The sequence below is a fragment of the Pseudomonas sp. R3-18-08 genome (genome assembly GCF_003852065.1).
GTDB lineage: Bacteria > Pseudomonadota > Gammaproteobacteria > Pseudomonadales > Pseudomonadaceae > Aquipseudomonas.
In genome coordinates this window covers 2,232,921-2,254,614 of record NZ_CP027729.1, presented here as the reverse complement: position 1 = coordinate 2,254,614, position 21,694 = coordinate 2,232,921, and the positions used below count along the sequence as shown (strand labels likewise).

Annotated in this window: 20 protein-coding genes; 3 read left to right on the top strand and 17 right to left on the bottom strand. The window is 50.8% G+C overall.

The annotated features are described in order from the left end of the window. Nucleotides 1-6: 6 nt before the first annotated feature. The 17 genes from C4J92_RS10510 to C4J92_RS10430 all read right to left on the bottom strand — a co-directional run bounded on the left by C4J92_RS10510 (nt 7) and on the right by C4J92_RS10430 (nt 17,200). Nucleotides 7-1,065, bottom strand: coding sequence for an IpaD/SipD/SspD family type III secretion system needle tip protein (locus C4J92_RS10510; RefSeq protein ID WP_164487528.1), 1,059 nt, complete (start codon nt 1,063-1,065; stop codon nt 7-9). 44 nt (nt 1,066-1,109) lie between these two features. Next, nucleotides 1,110-2,321, bottom strand: a complete 1,212-nt coding sequence (locus C4J92_RS10505; RefSeq protein ID WP_124403757.1) for an IpaC/SipC family type III secretion system effector — start codon at nt 2,319-2,321, stop codon at nt 1,110-1,112. A 12-nt stretch (nt 2,322-2,333) separates the two neighbouring features. Next, nucleotides 2,334-4,121 (bottom strand): type III secretion system translocon subunit SctE, encoded by a 1,788-nt coding sequence (gene sctE, locus C4J92_RS10500; RefSeq protein WP_164487527.1) that lies wholly within the window; start codon nt 4,119-4,121, stop codon nt 2,334-2,336. After that, on the bottom strand, nt 4,114-4,605 hold the full coding sequence (gene sicA / locus C4J92_RS10495; protein ID WP_124403755.1) for a type III secretion system translocator chaperone SicA: 492 nt from the start codon (nt 4,603-4,605) through the stop codon (nt 4,114-4,116). The genes sctE and sicA overlap by 8 nt, the downstream gene beginning before the upstream one ends. Nucleotides 4,606-4,694: 89 nt before the next feature. Beyond that, on the bottom strand, nt 4,695-5,726 hold the full coding sequence (locus C4J92_RS10490) for an EscU/YscU/HrcU family type III secretion system export apparatus switch protein (RefSeq protein ID WP_124403754.1): 1,032 nt from the start codon (nt 5,724-5,726) through the stop codon (nt 4,695-4,697). Beyond that, nucleotides 5,727-6,503 carry a type III secretion system export apparatus subunit SctT gene (gene sctT, locus C4J92_RS10485; protein ID WP_124403753.1) on the bottom strand — a complete coding sequence of 259 codons (777 nt, stop codon included), beginning with the start codon at nt 6,501-6,503 and terminating at the stop codon, nt 5,727-5,729. It abuts the gene before it with no gap. 3 nt (nt 6,504-6,506) lie between these two features. Beyond that, nucleotides 6,507-6,770: an EscS/YscS/HrcS family type III secretion system export apparatus protein gene (locus tag C4J92_RS10480; RefSeq protein ID WP_124362262.1), complete on the bottom strand. Its 264-nt coding sequence runs from the start codon at nt 6,768-6,770 to the stop codon at nt 6,507-6,509. An 11-nt stretch (nt 6,771-6,781) separates the two neighbouring features. After that, nucleotides 6,782-7,453: an EscR/YscR/HrcR family type III secretion system export apparatus protein gene (locus C4J92_RS10475; RefSeq protein ID WP_124403752.1), complete on the bottom strand. Its 672-nt coding sequence runs from the start codon at nt 7,451-7,453 to the stop codon at nt 6,782-6,784. Further along, a complete protein-coding gene (locus C4J92_RS10470) occupies nt 7,443-8,360 on the bottom strand; it encodes a FliM/FliN family flagellar motor switch protein (protein WP_124403751.1) in 918 nt (305 codons plus the stop codon). Before C4J92_RS10470 ends, C4J92_RS10475 begins: the two co-directional genes overlap by 11 nt. Beyond that, nucleotides 8,357-9,355 (bottom strand): hypothetical protein, encoded by a 999-nt coding sequence (locus tag C4J92_RS10465; RefSeq protein WP_124403750.1) that lies wholly within the window; start codon nt 9,353-9,355, stop codon nt 8,357-8,359. The genes C4J92_RS10470 and C4J92_RS10465 overlap by 4 nt, the downstream gene beginning before the upstream one ends. Further along, nucleotides 9,343-9,798: a hypothetical protein gene (locus C4J92_RS10460; RefSeq protein ID WP_124362258.1), complete on the bottom strand. Its 456-nt coding sequence runs from the start codon at nt 9,796-9,798 to the stop codon at nt 9,343-9,345. The genes C4J92_RS10465 and C4J92_RS10460 overlap by 13 nt, the downstream gene beginning before the upstream one ends. 86 nt (nt 9,799-9,884) lie before the next feature. Further along, nucleotides 9,885-11,177: a type III secretion system ATPase SctN gene (gene sctN, locus C4J92_RS10455; protein WP_124403749.1), complete on the bottom strand. Its 1,293-nt coding sequence runs from the start codon at nt 11,175-11,177 to the stop codon at nt 9,885-9,887. Then, the gene (locus tag C4J92_RS10450; protein WP_124403748.1) at nt 11,174-11,578 is read right to left on the bottom strand and encodes a hypothetical protein; all 405 of its coding nucleotides are present in this window, start codon (nt 11,576-11,578) and stop codon (nt 11,174-11,176) included. The genes sctN and C4J92_RS10450 overlap by 4 nt, the downstream gene beginning before the upstream one ends. Nucleotides 11,579-11,587: 9 nt before the next feature. Next, the gene (locus C4J92_RS10445; protein WP_124403747.1) at nt 11,588-13,642 is read right to left on the bottom strand and encodes an EscV/YscV/HrcV family type III secretion system export apparatus protein; all 2,055 of its coding nucleotides are present in this window, start codon (nt 13,640-13,642) and stop codon (nt 11,588-11,590) included. A 20-nt stretch (nt 13,643-13,662) separates the two neighbouring features. After that, nucleotides 13,663-14,796: a type III secretion system gatekeeper subunit SctW gene (gene sctW, locus C4J92_RS10440; protein WP_256657473.1), complete on the bottom strand. Its 1,134-nt coding sequence runs from the start codon at nt 14,794-14,796 to the stop codon at nt 13,663-13,665. After that, nucleotides 14,796-16,421: a type III secretion system outer membrane ring subunit SctC gene (gene sctC, locus C4J92_RS10435; protein ID WP_124362254.1), complete on the bottom strand. Its 1,626-nt coding sequence runs from the start codon at nt 16,419-16,421 to the stop codon at nt 14,796-14,798. Before sctC ends, sctW begins: the two co-directional genes overlap by 1 nt. Before the next feature lie 11 nt (nt 16,422-16,432). Next, complete coding sequence (locus tag C4J92_RS10430; protein WP_164484526.1) at nt 16,433-17,200, bottom strand: helix-turn-helix domain-containing protein; 768 nt, start codon at nt 17,198-17,200, stop codon at nt 16,433-16,435. A 994-nt stretch (nt 17,201-18,194) separates the two neighbouring features. On the opposite strand from C4J92_RS10430, the gene C4J92_RS10425 reads away from it, so the two are divergent. From C4J92_RS10425 to C4J92_RS10415, 3 genes are all read left to right on the top strand, one after another. Further along, nucleotides 18,195-19,334, top strand: a complete 1,140-nt coding sequence (locus tag C4J92_RS10425) for a hypothetical protein (RefSeq protein ID WP_124403745.1) — start codon at nt 18,195-18,197, stop codon at nt 19,332-19,334. A gap of 1,208 nt (nt 19,335-20,542) precedes the next feature. Then, nucleotides 20,543-20,845, top strand: coding sequence for a hypothetical protein (locus C4J92_RS10420; protein WP_124403744.1), 303 nt, complete (start codon nt 20,543-20,545; stop codon nt 20,843-20,845). A gap of 232 nt (nt 20,846-21,077) precedes the next feature. Next, complete coding sequence (locus C4J92_RS10415) at nt 21,078-21,428, top strand: DUF3085 domain-containing protein (protein ID WP_124403743.1); 351 nt, start codon at nt 21,078-21,080, stop codon at nt 21,426-21,428. The last annotated feature ends 266 nt before the right edge of the window (nt 21,429-21,694 follow it).

Here is a 21,694-nt window from a genome sequence, read left to right as displayed (position 1 = left end):
AGCTGCCTACTTCAAATTATTCATAATCTGATTATTGGTCTGCTCAATTGCGCTAATGCTTGATGACAACGTTTGAATAAAGCTTCTCACCAAGCTTGCTGCAGAGTCCAGTTTGTTTGTGAACTGTTGAAGCGTGTTTTTTAGCTCTTCCTCTTGGCTACCAAAACCTGTTTGCCAAGCTGAATACTTCGCGTGATCCAAAAAGGCGTAGTCACTTCCTGCGGTATCATCTGGCAACGTGTCTATCATTTTTTGTATAGGGCTTAAATCCATCATTATGATGCAGCCCCCATCGTCATCCTCAACGATAACACCGGAGCCAAGTTCTTGGACCCATTTCTCCGCTTCTTCGCGGCTTACCACACTCACATGACCATCTTCCTGAGGCGGATACAAAACACCTGTAGGATGGCGCTTGTACTTAGCGAGTATGTCCTCCAATGCTGCCTCAATCTCACCAACCCAGACATAAACTGTTTTGTCATCAGCATCGATCCAACCAGACATTTCCGCAGTGATATTCTTATTAAAATCGGAATACAAGGCGGCATATTGCTCAACAACAAAAAAATAAGACGCTTGATATTCTTTATCTAACTGCTCAATGAGTTCTACAATTTTATCTTCTAAACTTTTCTCAACCTCCCCGCTCCGCCTCATATCTGGCGGTACCGTAGAATTTAACTGCAACGCTGTATTTATTGGCCTTAGACACCCCTCAAGCCTCACCAAATCAAAAGCACCAGAAAACAACGCCTTCTTTACGTCTAACAACGCGCTGGTTTTAGACACAAGCGCCTCCTCCAGCAATTCCCTTAGCTTTCGAGAACCATCGCCCTTATTGATATCGACCATTCTAAGTTTGAGCTGAAGTGCTTCGACGCTATTCGACCATAGCTGAACACTGCGCAGAAGGTCGTGTCGATTCTTCTCAGTCCGGTCTTTTTCCACACCCGTCGTTAATTTGGCGCTGACCGTATCCTCTCGCACTGAACCTGACTCACTTAACCCATACACACTCGAAGGGCGTATCGAAGCCCCCGTAACAACGGCTATACCAAACATACGTATCCTAATTTTGACCATACCGGCCGATAGCGAAATTAAATTTAGATTTTGCTAGCAATATGATTCAAAGCCGCCACATCTGCTTTACGATAACTGTCATAAAGTTCAAGTAATTTCTTGATCAGATCGCGGCTATAGCCTTCTTCCGTACCAGACGACTGCGACAGCGAGCTCATCACCGAACTGGCCGCTTCTTTAATCATCTGATCTGCCTGCAGGGCCATGGCTTCAATCTGTAGTGCGCTGTTCATAGTCATACCCAGCACTTGCCCACTACTCATCAGCGTTTGCGCTACCAGCTTTAGCTTTTCCGCTTTGAGCATGACTTGCTGGTGCATCTGCTCCAGTTCATTAACACGCGCCTGATCATCCAGCAGGTCGCGCTTCATGATTGCTCGCTCTTCCGTTGTCGTCTGGTGCCCGCTCGGCGCGAGTTGCATTTCTTCGGTGCCCGCTCCTTTGTGACGAGTTAATGATTTAAGATTATCTTGGGGATTAATTTGAAGTCCGCCGGAATCAATGGTCAGATTCTTATTTTGAATCTTCAGCCCCAGGTCATTCGCGGGCATTTTATTCTTTTTCAGTGTGACACTTTCTGTATGAATGGCTTTAGCAGAAGCGACAGCACCACCCACCGTCATCGAAAGCGACGTTGCACTGTTGGCAATGGCGGCATGAAACAGTTGTTTACCTTCTTGAACTTTGGCCGCTGCCTTTGACAGCATCTGTTCGAAAGACATGATCGCATAGGCTGATTTTTGTTTACCTTTTGCGGCCCTCGCCTCGAACTCGACAAACAATAACAGTTGATACAGCAGCGCTTGTCGCCCCGTCAGCGTCAGCGGGTCAAGGAACGCCTCAGTTTTTTCCGGTTTCTCAGTTGCGGCGCGAACGGCTTCTGCAAAATTGCTCTCGATGGATACCTCGGTTGCCTGGCTGATTTCCCCGACATTCCCGGTTTTAGGGCCGAGCTTGTCGGCCAGTCGTAAAGCCTCAGGCACCATCTCATACAATGCAATCCTGAGCTTTTGTTGCTCAGCCAGTGTGGGTAGCTCAGCGAGTCCGGCTTCCTTGATGAAGTTCAGTATTTTTTCTATTTGCGGATTTTCGACAGTTACCTGTGCACCAGAGACTACTGCATCGGAAGAAAGCGTCTCAGCGATCGCAAGACGGCTTTCGTTATGTCGGCTCGCATCAACCGCTTTGGTGTTTACAATGGGCCCTTGAGAGGCGGATCCAATATTAATAGACATAGACAAACCTCATTAAACCGAACGGTTAATTTTATTAACGACTGAGTGCGCCACTGCGAACTGATTTTCCAGATTATCGATCGCTTTCATAAACTGACGCTGCACGTCCTGGACAGCCTCGTGGATCATTTGGATCAATTTAGTCAGCATCTGTTGAAGTTGCTCAATATCCGCGCGACTCAACTCAACTTCAGACAAGGCTTCAGCAGCCTTCATTTCACTGTGCCCCTTGACGACATTCATTGATGCCGTAGAGGTCGCGCCTACGGTTTGAACGCCCGTGCTCATACCATCAAGTATTTTCGAATATCGCTGTATTGAAGCCGCATCACTCTTGAGCCCAAAAAACTCACGCGCCTGGGTGCCGACCTTACTTACAGCGTGGCCCATGCCACGCCCGGCCCCACGCGCGAATTGCTTGACTAGGTCCGGTACCAGCTTATCCATCAATTTGCCAAGGGCTTGCTCAATGCTCTTCTTGATGCTGCTCTGGGCTATCTTCGCCCCTACTTTGCCGGCAGCAGCGCCGCCCAGGACGACAGCGCCCACCATTGCTGCCGCAGCGAGAATGGCGCCGGTAATCATGCCGATCATCTCGGCTGCCGCCGAATCCACACCCACAGCTTTTAATAACTCGGTGATACCTTTGCCCAACGCTTGAACGATAGGGTTGAACACATGCTCCATGATTGGATTGAGTGCGGCCTCCATAAAGGAGAAGTCAAACAGTGCCTTGCTCACCATATCGCCGGCCATGAGTGCGAGCCCTACAGCTGCGACTGCCAGACTCGCGCCACCTGTGAATACCGCGCCCACGACACTAATTGCCGTAAGGATCCCACCCAAGACTTTCCCCAGGCACCCCATGGCCTTTTGCATTTCTTCGGCCTTGCGTACCTCTTCCAGGTACTCGTCGGACTTTTTCTCCAGATAGGCTTGGCGTGCCTTGCTCATTGATTTGTTAAGTTCAAACTGCGCCTGGTTGTCCGCCTCGATCGCCTCCGACATGATTTGCGCAACGCTCAACATCAACTTAAGCAAGAGCCCGGTATTATTTAAGGTTTTTTCAGCGTTGGCACTGTCTGGCCCTGTCAGGCTTTGCTTTCCTTTCAGTTGCTCTTTCAGTGCTTCAGCTTCAGCCTGCTTGGCATTTGCCTTCACCAAAGCATCGTTGTGCGCAGAGGTAGCCGCTTTAACTTGACCGCTTGCCTGGCTCAGTTGCTTGGCTGCGTTATCACGCTTGGCCTGCGCCGCTGCATACAGCGGATCATCCGGATCCATTGCATCCAATTCGGCTTGCGCATGATCCAGCGCACCCTGGGCCGTTTTCTGAGCGCCGAGTGCGCTGTTCAGGTTTTTTTCAGTTTGTTCGGCATCCGTTATTGCTTCGGACGCAGCGTCCACGGCGCCTTGAAACTCCTCGGAACGCTTGGTGCTACTTTCTGCGTGCGCGGCGGCGAACGATCGCAGGATTTCCAGATTGCGCTTAAGGGTAGCCGTGGTGACCCCCTCGACAAGCTCCATGACAGCCGCGAGCACGAGCATGAAATGCTCCTGGGAACTCATGCCTTCTTTTTTTTCATTTTGTACCGGCATACGCAGCATCGGTGCAGACGGATCAAATCGGCCTTGCTCCGTGGACTGGCCCAAGACCACAGTCGCCAATTGCTGCGCCGAGTCTTGCGCCCGCCGGACAAAGTCCGGACTGGCGAAACTTGCTTTCTCGGTGTCCACACGCTGCTCCTGATTCAGGTATGCACCCAAAACCCGCGTATCTCTCACCGCATTGATATTATTCATCATCGTCCTCGTTAGCGCTGGTAGCTGCAGCCTGGCGCATCGCGTCCAGATAGATCTGTGCCTTTGCGCACAACTCAGCGGTTCCTCGCTCAATGACCAGTTCAAAACATCGTCGAGCCTTGCCCACTCTTCTCAAGGAAAGTTGACATTGCCCTGCATGCAGCATCGAGCTGTAATCAGCTTTGCTTTGTGCAAACACTACCGTGTACATATCCAAGGCTTTTTCGAAGCGCTTCTGCATTTGGTATACAGCGGCGAGCCCCATCCAGTAATCGGTATTGTTAAAGTTATAAATGCACAGGAACCGGAAAAACTTTTCCGCGTCTTCCAATCGTCCCTGACAGTAAAAATCATAGGCATAGCCGTAGAGGCTCTCCATTTGCCCTTCTGAAATACCATGCAGGTCCTGCAGGGTTGCGCCCTCCAGAACGGCTTGCATTACATCCGCTGCTACTTCGTCATCATCTGACATCTGCGAACTCATTTACGTAACTCCTTTGCCGGTTCGCCGGACAGGTTCATTAAGCCAAGCTCTAGCTTTTGGTTCATTCACAAATCACTCATACGTAGGGCTCAGGCGTTTTCCACCTGCTCAAGCCACAGCAACAGCCGCAGCACTTGCTCGACCTCGTCCAGTTTGATCAGGCTGTAACGCGTGTGCGTTTTGAAGATACGCCGCGCCAACGCCACATCAGCCACCACTGGCACCCCCACTTTTTCAGCATAACCACGCACCGCCAAGGCTCGCTGATTGGTTTCCATCACGGAGATAAAAGGAATGGGCAGTACTTCTGGGTTCATATAAATACCCACCGCAATATGGGTAGGGTTAGCAATGACTACCTTGGAGTTGCGTATATCTGACTTGATCTGCTCGGACAGTAACTCTCGATGCAGTTCCCGGCGCCGACCTTTCGTTTCAGGGCTGCCTTCTTGCTCCTTATGCTCATTTTTTACCGACTGCTTATCCATTCGATGTTCCTTGATGAACAGGAAATATTCGATCAGCATATCCAACAGTACGATCAGCAGAATGCAGGCGAGCCATATCAGCATCAACGAGAGTAAGAGACTACCCCATACGGCAAATAGCCCACCGATAGGCGCATAGACGAGCGAAAAAATCCGATCACGTACAACCTGCCAAGTAACGCTTACCGCGACAACAAAGCTGATGAGGTATAACAGCGATTTAATCGCTTCCTTGACGGTACGCAGGCTGAATAGCTTTTTAAAACCATTTACTGGGTTGAGGGCCCCCAGGTTCAACTTCAGCGCTTCGGAGGCTAACTGGAACCCGCTGAGCAATAAACTCGGCAGGCCGGATGCAAGCAAGCAAACCAGTATGATAGGCGCCACAACTTTAAACGCGTGTAAAGCAAGCCCCATTATATAGACCGATGGGTCCAGGCTGAAACCGCTTTGAATATAGCGCCGGTAGAGCGCCATTAATTCCAGCAACGATACGCTGCCCACTAAAAAGGCAATGCCGCACAGCATCAAACAGGTAGTCACCAAGTCTTTGGACTTAAATGTCTGGCCGCGCTTTGCCGCGTCCCGTAGGCGTTTTGCTGTGGGCTTCTCGGTTTTTGAAGACGCAGACATTTAATCGACTCCCGCGTCTATCCAAGAAGCAAACCCAAGTGAATTATGAGCGAGTCGGAGAATTTCATCTGGCAAGTAAGCACCGAAATACAACAGAACCATCAATAGTGCGATACTGCCTTTAATCGTCAGCGACACTGAGAAAGCGTTCATCTGAGGTGCAAAACGCGACAACAAGCCGAGCACGACTTCACTGAGCAATAGTACGGTTACGACGGGTGCACTCAATAACAGGCTACGGGTGACCAAGCCGTCAAGCATTCCTAATACAGGCGGGAGGCCAGGCAGGCATGCCCCCAAAGGATCGCAGAGCTGATAACTTGCTTTCAACGTTTCAACCATCAGCAGCAAGCCGCCACCTTCAAGGTAAACCGCCGCTGCAAATAAATTGAAGAAGTTCGCCAGTTCTGAGGTATCCACACCATTAGCGGGGTCTACAGTACTGCTCAGCATGGCCCCGCGCTGGTTATCAATCAGACAACCGAGGGCATGCAATGCCCAGAACGGCCAGCAAAGCAAGCAGCCGAGGAGCACGCCGACGCCTGCCTCACGCAGCATCAACCCCATGTAGTGCAAGCTATCCATGGCCGGCAACTCAGCAGCGGAATACGGCCAAAGCGCAAATGCCACCAGCACAATTACAGCGTTACGAGCCACACCGGATAGCACACCGCTATTGAGGAATGGCAGCATGAAAAACACCGGGGCCAATCGTGCAAACCCAAGGGCCGCCCCGGCCAACCAGAGATGTAAATCGAAGAATAAGGGCAATACCATACATTAACCTGTATGGCGCAACGCCAAGCGGAACGCTTCACGAGAAAAGTTGAGCAACGTTTGCCCGTACCAGCCAGACAACATAAACATACATAAACTGACCGTCAGCAATTTGAAACCGAAGGGGAGCGTCTGTTCTTGCAACTGGGTCACTGTCTGGAACAAACCAACCAGCAACCCCACCACCGTCGCGGCAATCACGGGAGGGGCAGAAAGCATGAGGATCAAATAAAGCGTTTTGTTCCCGACAAATACCAAATCGTTCATTGGGCGTCTCCCTAAAAAGTCAATTCAAGATATTGACCAATTAGCCCTGTGGAAAGCAGGGTCCAGCCATCCAATGCAACGAATAGAATGAGCTTTATCGGGACCGATATAATTACCGGACTCATCATCATCATCCCCAATGCCAGCAAGATACTTGAAATTACAAGATCAACAATGACAAAGGGAAGATACAAATAAAATCCGATTTTAAAGGCACTTTTTATTTCGCTTAGCGCATAAGCTGGCAACAACGAAAATAAAGAGGCACGCGGCGCCTCGGCGTCGGCATAACCTTGCTCTCTCTCTACTCGATCCTCTCGCTCAAGCTGGGCGCGTTCAAAAAATTGCGTTAACTCAGGATCGGTGTGTTTTTCCAAATAGACACGGTATTCCTGCAGACCGGTATCGGTGAACTCGACGACTGCGTCGACGCTGTTGAAACTAACCGGGTGCTCCTGGTAATAGCTATAAGCTGAATGCACCACTGGCATCATTACGAAAAACGAGAGCAGCAACGCGACGCCGTTCAATGTCATATTTGAGGGTACTTGTTGCAACCCTAAGGCGTTACGCAGCATGACGAAAACGATCGAAAACTTTATATAGCAGGTTCCTGACGCAATCAGAAATGGCAACAGTGTCGCGAACGACAGCAGTGCAATCATTGAGATGTCATTCGACATGCTCGTTACCTTCAATAAACAACTCCATTAACTCAACGCCCAGGCTGCCATCGAGTTGAACTAATTCTCCTCGCGCCAAGCGAAGGCCATTGGCTCGCAGCTCAACACTCCGCTCAGCACCTGGCACGAGGGGCAGAATCCCTCCTTCGTTCAGTGCTTTCAGCTCGCTGAGGTCAAGTACGCTTTCTTGCAGCACAAACTCCAGGCGCACCGGTAAATGCCCCAGATCAACGACCGAATTAAGCCTGTTTTTTTCATGTGTCTTTTCGAGCGTGTGCACGTGTATTCCCTCTCCGGTTAGATCAAAGTGGCCAAGGCGACGGCCCGCCATGGTGAAGTATTGCGCCTTATCGGCCAGTAACAGTACGCCGCCCTTAGCCAATCGACGCAGGATGGGCATACTCACGTCGGTATAGCCAAGTACCACACTTATAGGAAAAGATAATTTCGTTAGTCTGCGCTCAAGCGAGTTATTCATCGGTGTGAATATCTCAGGCAAGGCCGATAACCAAAGTTGACCAAATGGGGTCTGTATACTGGGTAATTTTTTAACGCCGTAGTCCGCTCCTCTTTGTATCTCGCACGAAATAACACGTTTAATCGCCAACTCATTAAACGGCAAGTCCAGCGGTTGGGGCGATGCAGCAAATAATTCAACAATACGTTCGTTAGTTACCCCCTGCGGCGCATAGCCTGCGAGGCCAGGTACTGCCGCAGCCAGCCATTCACGGGGTTCCAACAGACCACGCCAGCGGCCTTGCAGCGCCTCGGCCTCGAAATGCAAATACTGCGTAGCAGAGCACAGTGAAGCGGCCTTCAACTCATTACCAGCAGAACCCCAAAGTGCAAGTAGACGCTCGTCGTTGCGCTCTTTCGGATCGTAACGACGCAAGGACAATTGTCTCATCCGCTTTGCTCCTCGGCCGACTCTTCTTCTTCGTAGCGATGCCCGTTTCCTCCGCCCTGGCCTTGATCCTGAGTCAATCGCCAGGAGGGCTCACGCGCCGCCGGAAAGTGGTGTAATAGCTCACGATGAAGCCCTGGATCATTGCTACTGATCTGTAGCCGCATGCCGGAATCATGCTCCTGTCGTTGCACCACCACTTGGCCAAACGCTTTTGGAGAGTTGAACTCATAAACGAGTTTGCTCCCCCCTTCGATCGGTGCAGCTTCCGTTTGTATGCGCTGCTCCCCTGGGAGCTGCGTACGCGGCTGAGGCCCGACGATTTCGGAGGGAGTACTTCCAATACTCAAGTAAGCGCCTGACCGCGCAGCAGGGATCGACTGGACAAGCTCAGGTTGTGATGGGGTGTCATTAGTCGCGGTTTGCGCTGTGGCTAAGCTCCAGACGTCGAGGCCTTGGTGAATAACCACCTGGTCACCCGATGCCCGTCCCACCGGGCCATTCATTACTGGTATCGCTGCCGAAACTCGCTCATGTACTGGCTTTTCCACGGCGATCCTTTTCACCTTAGAGGCGGCAGCGCCCGCCTCTACAAAACCTTCAAGCGCTGGCCGATGAAACTTCAAGCGCGGCGCTGGGCTCTCCACCTGTTGGAACGAATCTACTGCGAACTTTGAGTGGTGAACATCTGATTCCAGTGCTTGCGTATTTGCCGGTGCTTTTATCGAGCTCAATGGACTCTTTTGTACATCGACACTCACCTGTACTTTTTGCGCCTTATCCAGCATATTTTGGTCGCCGCCCGCGAAGACAACAGGGACATGCGCCAACAGCGCTCTCAATGTTTCCGGCAGTTGATCAACTTGGTCTTTTATCAAGTCATCCTCCCTAACTGCGAACTCTAGAGCTTGGTCGAGCTGATCCGCAATAGCGTCATCCTCAACAGACAGTGGGACCACTTTAATGCTGAGGGACGGGGGGATATTTACTTCGCCCATGGGGTTAGCTCCTCCTGTTCTAGTTCATCACGGCACAATGCGGCGAGCCTACGCGCACGCTTAAGTTGCACCAGCCGATGTTGGTATTTCTGCTGCTTTTTCACACACACTAGGTACGCTTCACGGGCGTTGGCCAGTTCCGGTTCTACTATCTGCTTATCGGCCAGCAACCGAGAACGCTCTAAGGCGAGCACATGCATCTGGCGACGAATAACTGCTTGGCGGCGCTGGACCTCGAACAGCTCTCCCCTGTCCAGCCGTTTTGAGCTCGGATCATGAGAAGCTAATAACGCCTTCAAACTACATACACGCTCATCCATTTCATCTACTTGCCTTGAAAGACGCGTTATGCGCTCACTAATCCGAGCCATGTTGGCCTCGTGGCGCCGTTGGCGCTGCGCCACACCTCGCAGCAAGCGGGTCATACCATGAATATGGCTCACAGCTGCTCCTGTATCCGCCTTTCTCGGCAGCTAATACTGGGGGGTCAAGCCGCTTTAAGTCTTGATTGGATATTGATTGGGGAACATCAACTCACCAAGCGTTGCAAACTATCCAGTGTCTCGCTCCACGCACACTCTTCAGCCATAGGTTGGGACAACCATTCGCGTATTGCCTCCGAACGGTCCATGACGAAATCATTTTTAGCATCGAGCCCAGGCTTGTACTCGCCTAGATCGATCAGTATCTGCAGATCGTCAAGACGCCCGAGCATCTCCCGCAATTTCGCTGCCAAGCGCTGATGGTCGGTATCAGTAACTTGAGCCGCAACCCGACTGGCACTGCGTAATAAATCGATCGCGGGGTACTGGCCTTTTTCCGCAAGTGTACGGCTGAGGTAGATATGACCGTCGAGGATAGAGCGGATCTCCTCAGCAATAGGATCAGGTTCGTCATCGCTTTCCAGCAGTACCGTGCAAAAGGCCGTGATGCTACCGCTCTCTGTTACGCCTGGCCGTTCCAGCAGGCGCGGTAAACAATCGAATACAGAGGCTGGATAACCCCGCCGAGCGGGTGCCTCACCCGCCGCCAGTGCCAGGTCTCGCCTAGCCCTGGCATAACGTGTCATGGAGTCTTGGAACAACACTACCCTCCCCCCTTGATCGCGAAAGTATTCGGCAACGGTGGTTGCCAGCAGCGCAGCATTACAGCGATCAACGGATGCTTGATCAGAGGTTGCATAAACGACTATGCAGCGACTGCGCTTGGGTGAAAGGCGCAATGCCTCGACAAACTCCGTCACTTCACGACCTCGCTCGCCGATCAAACCGATGACGAAGACATCCGCCTGACAATGTTCAATTAACATATTCATCAAGGAAGTCTTACCCGAACCGGCGGATGCAAAAATGCCCACGCGTTGCCCGACACCGCAGGTTAAAACGCCATCGATCGTGCGTATGCCGGTTATCAGCGGTTCACGCACTGATCGGCGCTGAAAGTAAGGCGGAGGGTCAGCATCCAGTGGTAGAAGCACGCTCTCCCTGCCGCTTGCCGGCTCCGACAGACGTTCGACAACTTGACCACTGGCGTCAATGACCGTGCCCAATAATTGCGCGCTGCAATTGAGCTGGGCGCCCCCTCCCGTGGGCAATAAGATGGATTCGCGGGATAAACCTCGCGCTTCACCCAACAGGCTCAGTAAAACCGTATCCGCGCGAAAGCCTATGACTTGCGCCTTAGCGACGGACGTCTCATCCAACCAGTGTCGCCGCACCTCACAGAGCTCGCCAATAACCACATTGCGTAAACGCGCCTCTAGGATCGGCCCCGCGGCTCGTTGTGGATGAGCGCCGCAGCGCAGTATTGTCCTACGCTTCACTGACGAAGAGCTTCACTGCAATTTGTAAGACTTTCTAGGAATTGATCGAGCGCCGCGGCCATATGTTGGGGATCGCCCAATGCCATCTCACCGAGCAATACTCGCAGTTCCAACACACCATCAAGATTCAGCAGCTGTGCCTGCCGAGGACGCGCATAGTCGCAAGGACGCATCAACTCAGTCAGCAGCGCATCCGAACAGTAGGATATCTGGGAAGCAGAAAACTCACCCAGTTCAGACCAGATCCAAAAGTCATTATTTTCTGAACCAATATAAACGCTCGGCAGCCCGTCCAGCTCCAAGGCAATAGTAGAGTAACCATCAAAATTACCGATCTGGCCCCCAGTACAGCCACTATGTTCCAATGCTCCTCGTACGAGCACACCAATATCTAAATTCATGACTTATCCTTATATCTGTTGTAGAACATCAACCGACACACTATCGGAAATTTCACCAAAGGACATAACATCTAATTCCCGATAACGCGCTTCAACGAGACGCTTAATATAGCGACGCACGTCGACAGAACAGAGAATCACCATATCCTTGTGCGGAATTTTAACTCGATCCATGGACAGCACAAGGCGATCCAACAATCCATCACTGTCGGTGGGCTCCAAGTTTAGGAAAGAACCATTTGACGTTTGCCGAATGCCCTTACGCACTACATCCTCAAAGTCTGCCGATAACATCAGGGCCCGCAACTTACCCTGCACGGTAAATTTATTACTGATGTAACGCGCCAATGCCCCACGTACGTGTTCCACTAACGTCAATACATCTTTTTCTCGAGAGGCCCAGTGGGCGATGCTTTCCAAAATGAGCTTCATATTGCGTACTGAAATACGCTCAGAGAGCAAACGCTGTAGGATTTCAGCGATTTTCTGCACGCTGGCATGCCGATAGACTTCCTTGAGCAAGTCGGGATATTTAGCCTCTAACTGGTCAAGTAATGTCTTGGTTTCCTGCACGCCAAAGAACTCGTTGACGTTGCGCGCCAAAAGCGCAACCAGGCAATGATAGGTTTCATCGTAGGCAGGCCTCAGGTCGTAACCCAGCGCGACGAGACGTGTCTTGTCTTCCATCCCCGCCCAAATCGAGACCTGCTTATTACTGTCCTGACCCACCGTAAGGTCCAGCCCCAGACCTTCAAGCTCATCAGAATGGTTAAGGACGCGCAACCGCTCAAAATGAATATCGAACTGATCTGCGCGCACCTCGTTGATCAGTACACATACTTGGTCAACGGGCATATTTTCGACACTTCGCAGGCTCAAGTCGGGGATACGCACTCCATAATCGATAAAGAACTGGCTACGTATGCGCTCTCCAAGGCGGTGCACGCGCAAGTCTTCTATTTGCGTCGGTGCGACCAAGAGAATAAGAGGAACGGTTTCACTCGCAGTGGCTTCCAAATCTTCGATCAAACCCAGTGCACCTTCCTCTCTGGCACTACCCTCTGCCGTACCCGAATCGGATGAGGTACCGGTCTGCGCCTTGAGCGTAGCCCTGTGACGGAAAAAAAGTAATAACCCCAGCGCCAGTGCCAGTACGGCAAATGTCAGTGTAGGGAAACCAGGAAGCAAGCCTACAGCCAGGGCCAACACCGCAGTTACGCCGATCACAAATGGATGGCCAAGTACCTGGGCAACAATGTTTCGGCCTAGATTCGCATCATCACCATTGACGCGGGTCACAATAAAGCCAGCGCTGATAGCGATGAGCAAAGCCGGTATTTGGGCGACTAATCCATCGCCGATGGTCAGCATGGTGAATGTCGAAAGCGCGGTTGAAAGGTCCATCCCCAGCTGCGCCATACCGACGGCGATACCGCCGATGAAGTTGACGAAAATGATGATTATCCCGGCGATAGCATCGCCTTTGATAAACTTCATGGCGCCGTCAAATGAGCCATACAGCTGACTTTCACGCTCCAGCACACTTCTTCGTTCGCTCGCCTCGTCAGAGGTGATTGCCCCGGCCTTAAGATCGCCGTCGATACTCATTTGCTTGCCAGGCATCGCATCAAGGGAAAACCGCGCTGCAACCTCTGCAACCCGCTCCGAACCCTTTGTAATGACGATGAACTGCACCACCGTCACAATTGAGAAAATGACGAACCCCACCACTAGGCTGTCGCCAATCACAAACTGGCCGAACGACGCAACGATATCGCCTGCGTCAGCCTGCGTGAGAATCAAGCGACTGGTGCTGATGGACAACGCCAAGCGAAACAAGGTTGTAATCAACAGCAACGAAGGGAATGTCGAGTAATTAAGAATCCTCTCAATATAGAAAGAACCCATGAACACCAAAATGGAAATGACGATATTCAAGCCAATTAGAAAGTCCACCAACGGTGTTGGCAATGGAATGATCAACATGGCGATGATCATGATCATCAATGTCAGGATCAACAATTCCGGACGCGACTGAATATTGCGTAGCAAAGAATTAAGCATAAGAGCGTAGTGCTTCCACGTTATAAACTGTCGGGGCAGCAGCGCCGCCGGGCTAAAACTTCCGTTTCAAAAGCGATGCTCATCAAGACCTCAAACCGCTCTTGCAGCAAACCAGGTATCTCGTCATCCTCGTATAAAGCTGGCGGCAAAAGAGAACATCCGCGTCGCACCGCCCCCAGTAAAGCCGCGCGTTGATGCGGTTCAGCCAGAATCACCGCCTCCCCTAGCACTCCATACAGCAATTCGTCCAACTCTTCGGGCGCCTGCAACAAGCCAATAAGGAACAGCAACCAGTCAGACTCGCAGCCGTTGTAACGCCTGGTTATTTCGTCTCCGAGCATCCGTCCCACGAATAGAAGATCAGCCGAGCGTAGGCATTTAAGCTGATTCAGCTTCTTCAGTAGCTCGCCAAACTCAGTTTTAGAACAGCTCGGTTCCTGAGCATCTATATCGGTTAACAGCGCCGCCTCGATAAAATCCAGCACGACGGTACGCTGCGTATAACCATACAGCGCGATCCAATTTTCATAGTCCAAGACTGGCCCATGTTCATTTTCAAGAAACTCACGGTAGCTTTGGCGCAAAAAACCCGGCTTGAGAGCCATTGCCTTGCCAAACAGTTTTGCCTTCAACGCGCAATTGATACCCGCCCGCAGACGCTTGGGCGGCGCTTGGACCACCAATGTTTCCAGCATCTGCTCAAGCTGTTTGCGCTGAGCCTTATCCAGATTTCGACGCCGCAATAATTCACTCAGAACCAGCGCCAGGTCGCTGTCATCAGCGAACAGGCTACGTGCTTTTTGAAGCAATAGTTCAAGCGACTGCCCGCCCGATTTGGCAATACTTAAAATCTGTTGGACCCTCGGAAGAAGGTCTTCTTCGAGTACACGCTCAAAACTATCGCTAAGACTTTCTCCTTTGCTCTCAAAGCGACGACGATTCAACAAACTGCGCATCCCTGTTGAAAGCTCATCAACGCTCTGCATAAATTTTTGCAGTTGCGCGCCTGGCGAGGTGTCCTCAATCTGGGAATCAGCTCCATTCTCGGCCGCTGCCTGAGACTGTTGCGCTTTCGCTTCTCGGCTTTCTCGCTTGATATGCAGTTGCTGTTGATGCTGAGGAGAGCGCCCGGCCGAGGGTATAGAGGTAACCATCAGCGGCCTAACGCCTTCAGAAGCTTGGCATCCTCTGCACCCCAACGCCCGGAGTTCGCTGTCCCAGTCAGCACATCTCCATGTGATTCAAGAGGGGAAGTGATTTCCTTCGGTTCGATCAAAAAGACCCGAACAGTATTCGTTTGCCGGGACTGCCGATAACTAAACAAGCGCCCAATAAACGGAATAGAACCGAGCACAGGGATCCGCCCTATTTGCTCACCGCTCTCGTCTCGAGTGTAACCACCCACCAACAGGCTTTTACCAGCAGGCACACGCGCCACTGTACTGATATGGGTGCGCCCTACTGTAGGTAAAATAGCACCTTGGGTTCCGTTTTCTGCCTGCTTAACTTCATTGCCGTCTTCAATACTCAACGACATTTCGATCTGATTATCAGCAGAGAACCGTGGCAACACGCTGACCAAGGTACCGTACGTTATGTGCTGCAGCTCCACACTGCGTTCACCGATCAGCTGCGTATAGAACGTACGATTATTATCAAAGATGGCCGGCGTATTTTCCTGGGTAAGTAACACGGGACGTGAAACCACACGAGCCCGGTCTTTTCGCTCCAGTGCAAGCACCGATGCGACGAAGCTCTGACCATCTAGGGTACTGAGAGAACCTCCATTTAGGGAAACAGAGATATTCCCACCTAAGTTTGCCGAGCCCTGCCAGCTCACGCCTAACTGATCAAGATCTTCTTTTTGCAGATCAATAATCCACAACGCAAGTTCAACATGGCGTTTCTCTTCATCTAGGGCCCCTACAAGATTTTCTATAAAGCGCACTTGTTCAGGCAAGCCCTTGACCAAAAGGCTGTTATTATCTGGATAAGCCATGACACGAATATTCCCGGCCGCTAGTTCCCTTGGAATAATACGGGGCAGTTCGCTCGCGTCTTGCGGAGCTTTCTCTGCCAGCTCCTTCAGCGTAAAATCCGACAGCTTTGTTGAGCCCGGTCGGGTCGAATCCACCCCCTCAACCGCCCGCTGTTCATTACGCAACAAACCCTCAATAACGGTTGCCATACCGGGAATAACCACATTGTTGTCACGCAGCGCATACGAGCGGTCGCCGACGAATGTATTCTGCAGACGAATCACGCCAATACGCTGTCGCCCCAGTTCAAGATCCGAGCTGTTCTCATCCATCAGCTTGGCAGCTTGGCTAATCAAATCTACGTAAATGGGTGGCCCGGAAATATAAAAAGTACGTAGGCCATCGCTGCGTAAAGGGAACCGCGCATCATCCAGGCCAGAACGTCGCAGAAAAGCATTGAGCTTCGTCACTGTTATATTATGCAAGGAAACAACCGCTCTCTTTGCCTCAGAGGCCTCATACAAATAGATCGATTGACCATCGTCATACCAGATCAAGCCCATTTGTCGAGACAGCTTTCCTAGCAAAACCTCAGGCTGCTTGAATACGAACTCTCCGGTAATTGTTCGGCGTGCAGCGCCTTTACTCACGACCACCGGCTTCCCCAGCTCGCCTGAGAAGGCCTCAAAAAAGGTTCGCAAATTATCTTGCCGCGCAACGTACCCGTCAGCGGCATATACACTGGTAACCGAGGTTAGAAAAAACAAAAACCCCAAGCCTAATCTAGTATGTAACTTCATTATAACACTGTTCATTTAGCTGCCAACTTGGTGATATCAGACAAGCCTCGCGGTGACACCCCAAGCAGCTCACTCATTTCCCGAGAAAAATGTGCGGAAGAAGAAAAGCCGTGATTCAAAGCAATCTCGACAAGCGTATGTTTACCTTCTGTCAAATCCATTAATGCACGGGCAAGACGCCAATCACGCAATTGGGTTTTGGTGGTTTTCCCAATAACTCGACGGCATAAGCGGCGAAAATGAGGCACTGACACCCCATAACGCTTGGCCAAACTGTGCAACTTTTCGGCACCGGTGCCACTACCCCATAAAAAGCTGACCAACCCATAGGCCTCCGTTCGGCGCAGGTAGGCCGCCAACCGCAAATAACTGTGCGAAGCACACCAACCTTGCTCTAGGTACCAAGACTCAATATCTGATTGCCAGTTGGTAATTTCTAGGGCAATAGAATTAAACGACTGCGATGTAATTACATCTTCGCCAGGCAGCACTCCCGACTGATCAATGAACAACTGCAATCGAGCCAACGTAGCGAGGCTCACAGACTGCACATGGCCTGCACCGCAAATCACCTCAAACCCGGTGCCGACCAGCAAGCCGTGCCACCCGGCGGAAAAATCGTAGTGCTCTTGGCATGCGTCCTCAGATGAAACATTGATTAGGGATATGTCTTCAGTCCCGACAGTCAAACGCCAAGCAAAAAGCCCATCTTTGACCGATGCGAAATCTGTAGGCCATGAGCTTCCCGTACGTACGGAAGAACCTTCATATATAGACATATTGATACCCATCAACCTAAGCAAACATAAGCATACTTATTAATCAGCAATAAAACTTGAGTAGATTATGATGGCACCAAAAAAGTATGATGATCTACCCAGCTCGTCCATCACTGAAACCTGCCCCCACCCATCCGCAAGATACGAAACAATTCTTCCCCGGGGAACCTGAACACATAATTAAGAGATTACTAAATCATTGCTCGACCGCTCTCTAACCGTAGAGGCAGCTTTCACCTTGTTGCTCCTGACGGCGGCCATAAGCAACGTTAACAATACACCATCGGCCAGCTCATTAATTATTGCATGCAAATACCTGCCGCTCTATCGAGAAACCCCTATAATCGCTTCGGAAATTTCCCTTGCCCCATGAGAAATTTCAACGCAGACGTCTCAGGGGAGCAGTTATCACAACTGCAACTGCAGCGGACGTATTCCACCAATAGAACAATCGCACCCCTTCCGCACACGAATAAAAAATTAGAATGGACACATGTTACGAGGAGTTAGATGTCATATTTTCCAAAGTGTGATTATGCACAGACCTGTGCTGCTATGAACATGCGAGCCCACAGAAACCTCCATGCACTATATAGAAATTTCCTTGCTGAATCGAGAAGCGTCTCATACTCTTAGCGAAGGCACTACTCAAAAATTGAACCGCGTTAGAAATCCCACATCCTCAAGGATGATTTCATTCATACGCATCATTCATGCAGGTATTAAAAACCGAGGTTTAACTAGACGCAAGAGCAATGCTAGCTGAATCGCTTTATGCAACTTTAAGTTTTTTGGCTGACACAATAGAAAATACCTGACGGAATTTACTGACCTATGCGATTTTATACTCTACCCAGGCCCCAAAACACAATTTAATGCTGCTTCGCCACAGCCAAGCATATGGACTTAACTCTATTACTGAAATATTGGAGAAATTTAAATAGTTTAGTACTTGCCTGGCTCATCAATTAACGAATCGAACAAGTGGGAATTTATGTCGCTAAGTGTCACAGATCGTATCAGCATCAAGTTTCACAATATAACGGGAGGCAACATTTCTTCAGGCAGAACGTTACGTATTGCTGAGGGCCTGAAAGAAACACAAAACATTCCCGAAAAAATCGTAAAGTTACTTTCGAGGAAAGTTGGAAAGCACCCTGAACTGAAGCAGTTTATGCCTCAAGAGGTCAATACAAATCTTGCGAAGACGCATGCACTTAGCGCTGTAGAAATATACAACAAAGGAATAACCCAAGCGAAAAATGAACTGACTGGACTGCAGAAAATGATGAATGGGCACCATGAGCATGTGCAGAAAATTTCAAATTCTATTCTTTACAACAATATAGGTATTGAATTCAGAGCTGAAGTTGGGGGGGTTTTGAATGAGTTGGGTAGTGGTTTTTCCAACATCCTTAAACTAGAAGAAAAAATCAATAACTTGAATGGTGATAAATATGCTATTAAGCAAAAAATAGCTTCGCATCAAAAAACTAAAAGCAACATAATCGACATGTATGGTGAGCGGGGCTCACTGTCGCCAGCCTGGGGTAATGCCGATAGAAGCATTTCAGCGCTTGAGGGGAAGATGTCAAGGAAAAATACCGAAATCAAGACTCTGGAAAGTAGCCTGCTAGATCACCGAGAAGTTTTAGCGCTCTCAGTTATTACGGTTGCCGAACGCAGGAAAGATCTCGTTAGTGACAATACCCAGCCACTGGTAAACTCATATAAATCAAATTTTTCGGAGCTGCAGTCTATTCCATATAAAGCCAATCTTATTGAAAAGAGTATTATTGAACTACAAAACCAACGTGAGAATGCGGTCGAACTCGCTGATAGAATCGATCATATACAGCTGTTACATATGACAAATAAAGTTATCACCGATACCAATACGATCCTAGAACTCACAAACAATAAAATTCTAAAATTAAAATCAAATATTGAAAACACTATGCAGGCGCAGCTTGCTAAGGCTAAAGAAATAAATATCGCCATTTCCGGCATTAAATCAAGCGACAAATTTAATGTATTCTCACAAGAAGCGCTGAGCTTACCGAACGTGCCAAATCACAAACCTGACACGACCTCAAGCAATCTAATTAAAAAACGAGCTGAACTAGCCAGTTAAGCCTTCGCTAGAATTGGAGTTGAAGAGGCATATCTTCTTCACTCACAAAACCGAATGATTGCACGTCGAGGTCTGAGCAGTCTGAGCTCTGTATACCACAGGATTAAGATCGTTTAGCGTCAGCCTGGTTCGCGCTCACCCATTACGCTCCTGCGGCAGGCCGGACTCAGATTGAAGGCAAAATATCTCAACTGAGAACGGCTGGCCAACTAACTAGACGTCATGTATAAAAATGCTCCTACCCGTCAGGAAATCACACACCTGAAATCAAATATTCTTCTCTCCCCGCTCGACTTAAGCTTAGAGATATTTGCAACAGGTCAATGGATAAAAACTGCTGAAGCAGATTCAATTCGGTACGGGCCAGGCTAAAACAAAGCCTCACATCAGGCATTTGCCCTAGCCAAACAATAAAAGGGACCTGATCATCTACGATAACGGGAGCTGTGATTTTTCGTACCGGCCGTTCTACCTCCTGCTCAAGCAGATGCACAAACCTGATTATCGCTAGGACATATATCCCCAGCAGTGATCAGCCCCTGAACCAATCGTCTTGACGGCGAGACAGTCCCAAAAAGAGCACTAGGAAACTCGCCAGCACGTACATGGCATGTAGCGCACAATAATTACATCGCCACAGGCAATCGCTCGCACCACTGCGTTGCCCATAGATCCAATATTCGCCAGCAAGGGCGATATCAATGCGCCCAGGGGATCCCCATGGTTGCAGACATCCTACGGCCATCCTCACCCGCCTGAGACATTTGCAGATGACCCGAGCATATGCCGGAATATGCCAATGGTCCTCTCGGCGCTGAAAGCGATTACCGGCACGCCGTATCGCATTGATAGACACGACCGCGATGAAATAGCGCTGGCCTTCGCAGCTATCACCTCATCGATAAACGCTATGTATTAGATAATTTTGGCAAAAGCCTCACGGTTCCAACACGCACCTCATGAAGAACAAACGCCATGCCAAATACGTCGTTATCCTGAAGCGGTGCGCTACCTGCTATTTGCGGTCAAGGAAACCAACCGTTCCGAACGCACAACGCAGCAGGAGTGGCGCAGTTACCTTCAACGAACAAAGTGTCCCCATTGGATTGGATACGTGCGGAGAGCCGGCCTCCCCCGGCGCGAGTGTGACGCTGACCGCCGCGTCGGGATATTTGCCCTGCTAAAGTACCGAGACCCAGCACCACGGAGTGTTTGCGCAGCGCCATGTGCGCTCCCCCAAGCCCCGTTTTTCCTTGGACGGCCTGAGCTTTTCCAGCTCTGTGGACGCCCTGATCCGACAGGACCGGCTCGACCCGCTACCCTATGTGCGCCGACATATCTGCGGTGATTGGGACGATGTGCGCGAAGAGCATCGACGCTACAACGGTGCGGCCGTGGCCCTCGGCGGCTACCTGCTGTCGTCCTACGCCGTCGGCGATGGATTCGACCTCCGTATCTTCACCGAATCAGCCCGGAACTTTACCGAAGTGTTCCTGCTAGATGAGTACTGACCGCCATAAACCGGTACGTCCCTCATGCGGTTTAACGGATGCCGGCTGCCACTCACCCCGACCACGCTGCCGCCATGTTCGCTGGCATCGCCAGCAACGTCCCAGGCGGTCAAAGCCTTCAAGACCGCGGTGCGTCAATGGCGTATCGGCCGCCTCATACCTTCATCCTTCCGTCAACCCAAGGGACGCCCACCCTTGCGGTAGGAGGTCCCGCTGTTGCAAGGAGACCTCCATGTCATTGTTCTTCAAAGGCAGCGATCTGAAGCCGGTGCTGGTAGAGGCCATCGCCAATCAATGCTGCATCATTTTGGTCAAGGACCAAGGTGTCTACTGGCTCGCCGAGCGGGGCGAGCGCCAAGCCGATGGACGCCAAAAAGTGATTGCCTACGCGGTCGGCTGCAATCCCGATATCGACGCGTTCGACGACTGGTGGGCGTTGGCCCGCAACGAGCTCGGCGGCGACGATTTCGGGGAATATTTCGACCCTCAGTGGGGGGCGTTCACACGCATCCTCAACGGTGAGGACGATCTTGAACTGACCGCAACAGCGACCCGCCTGATGCTGTGGTCCGTCACGCCCTAATCGGACAACCGATTGTCCCTCCAGACCTTGAGCCCCTGCCTGACGGGGGGCGCTGCGGTTCAGCCAGGCACCGCGCCCGTTTTCGTCCTACTCCTAGGGTGCCGAATGGAGTCATCACCCTATTCTCTTGCCCCATTCCCGTGCGCCCCGTCAGACGATGTTGCGTCCTGGCCACCGCCACGCCCGCAGGATGATAGCTGTGGCGAGCCAGGTGACCGGCCGCTGACACGCATCGGCGCGGATTCGCGGTTGGCGTCGGTGTGGTC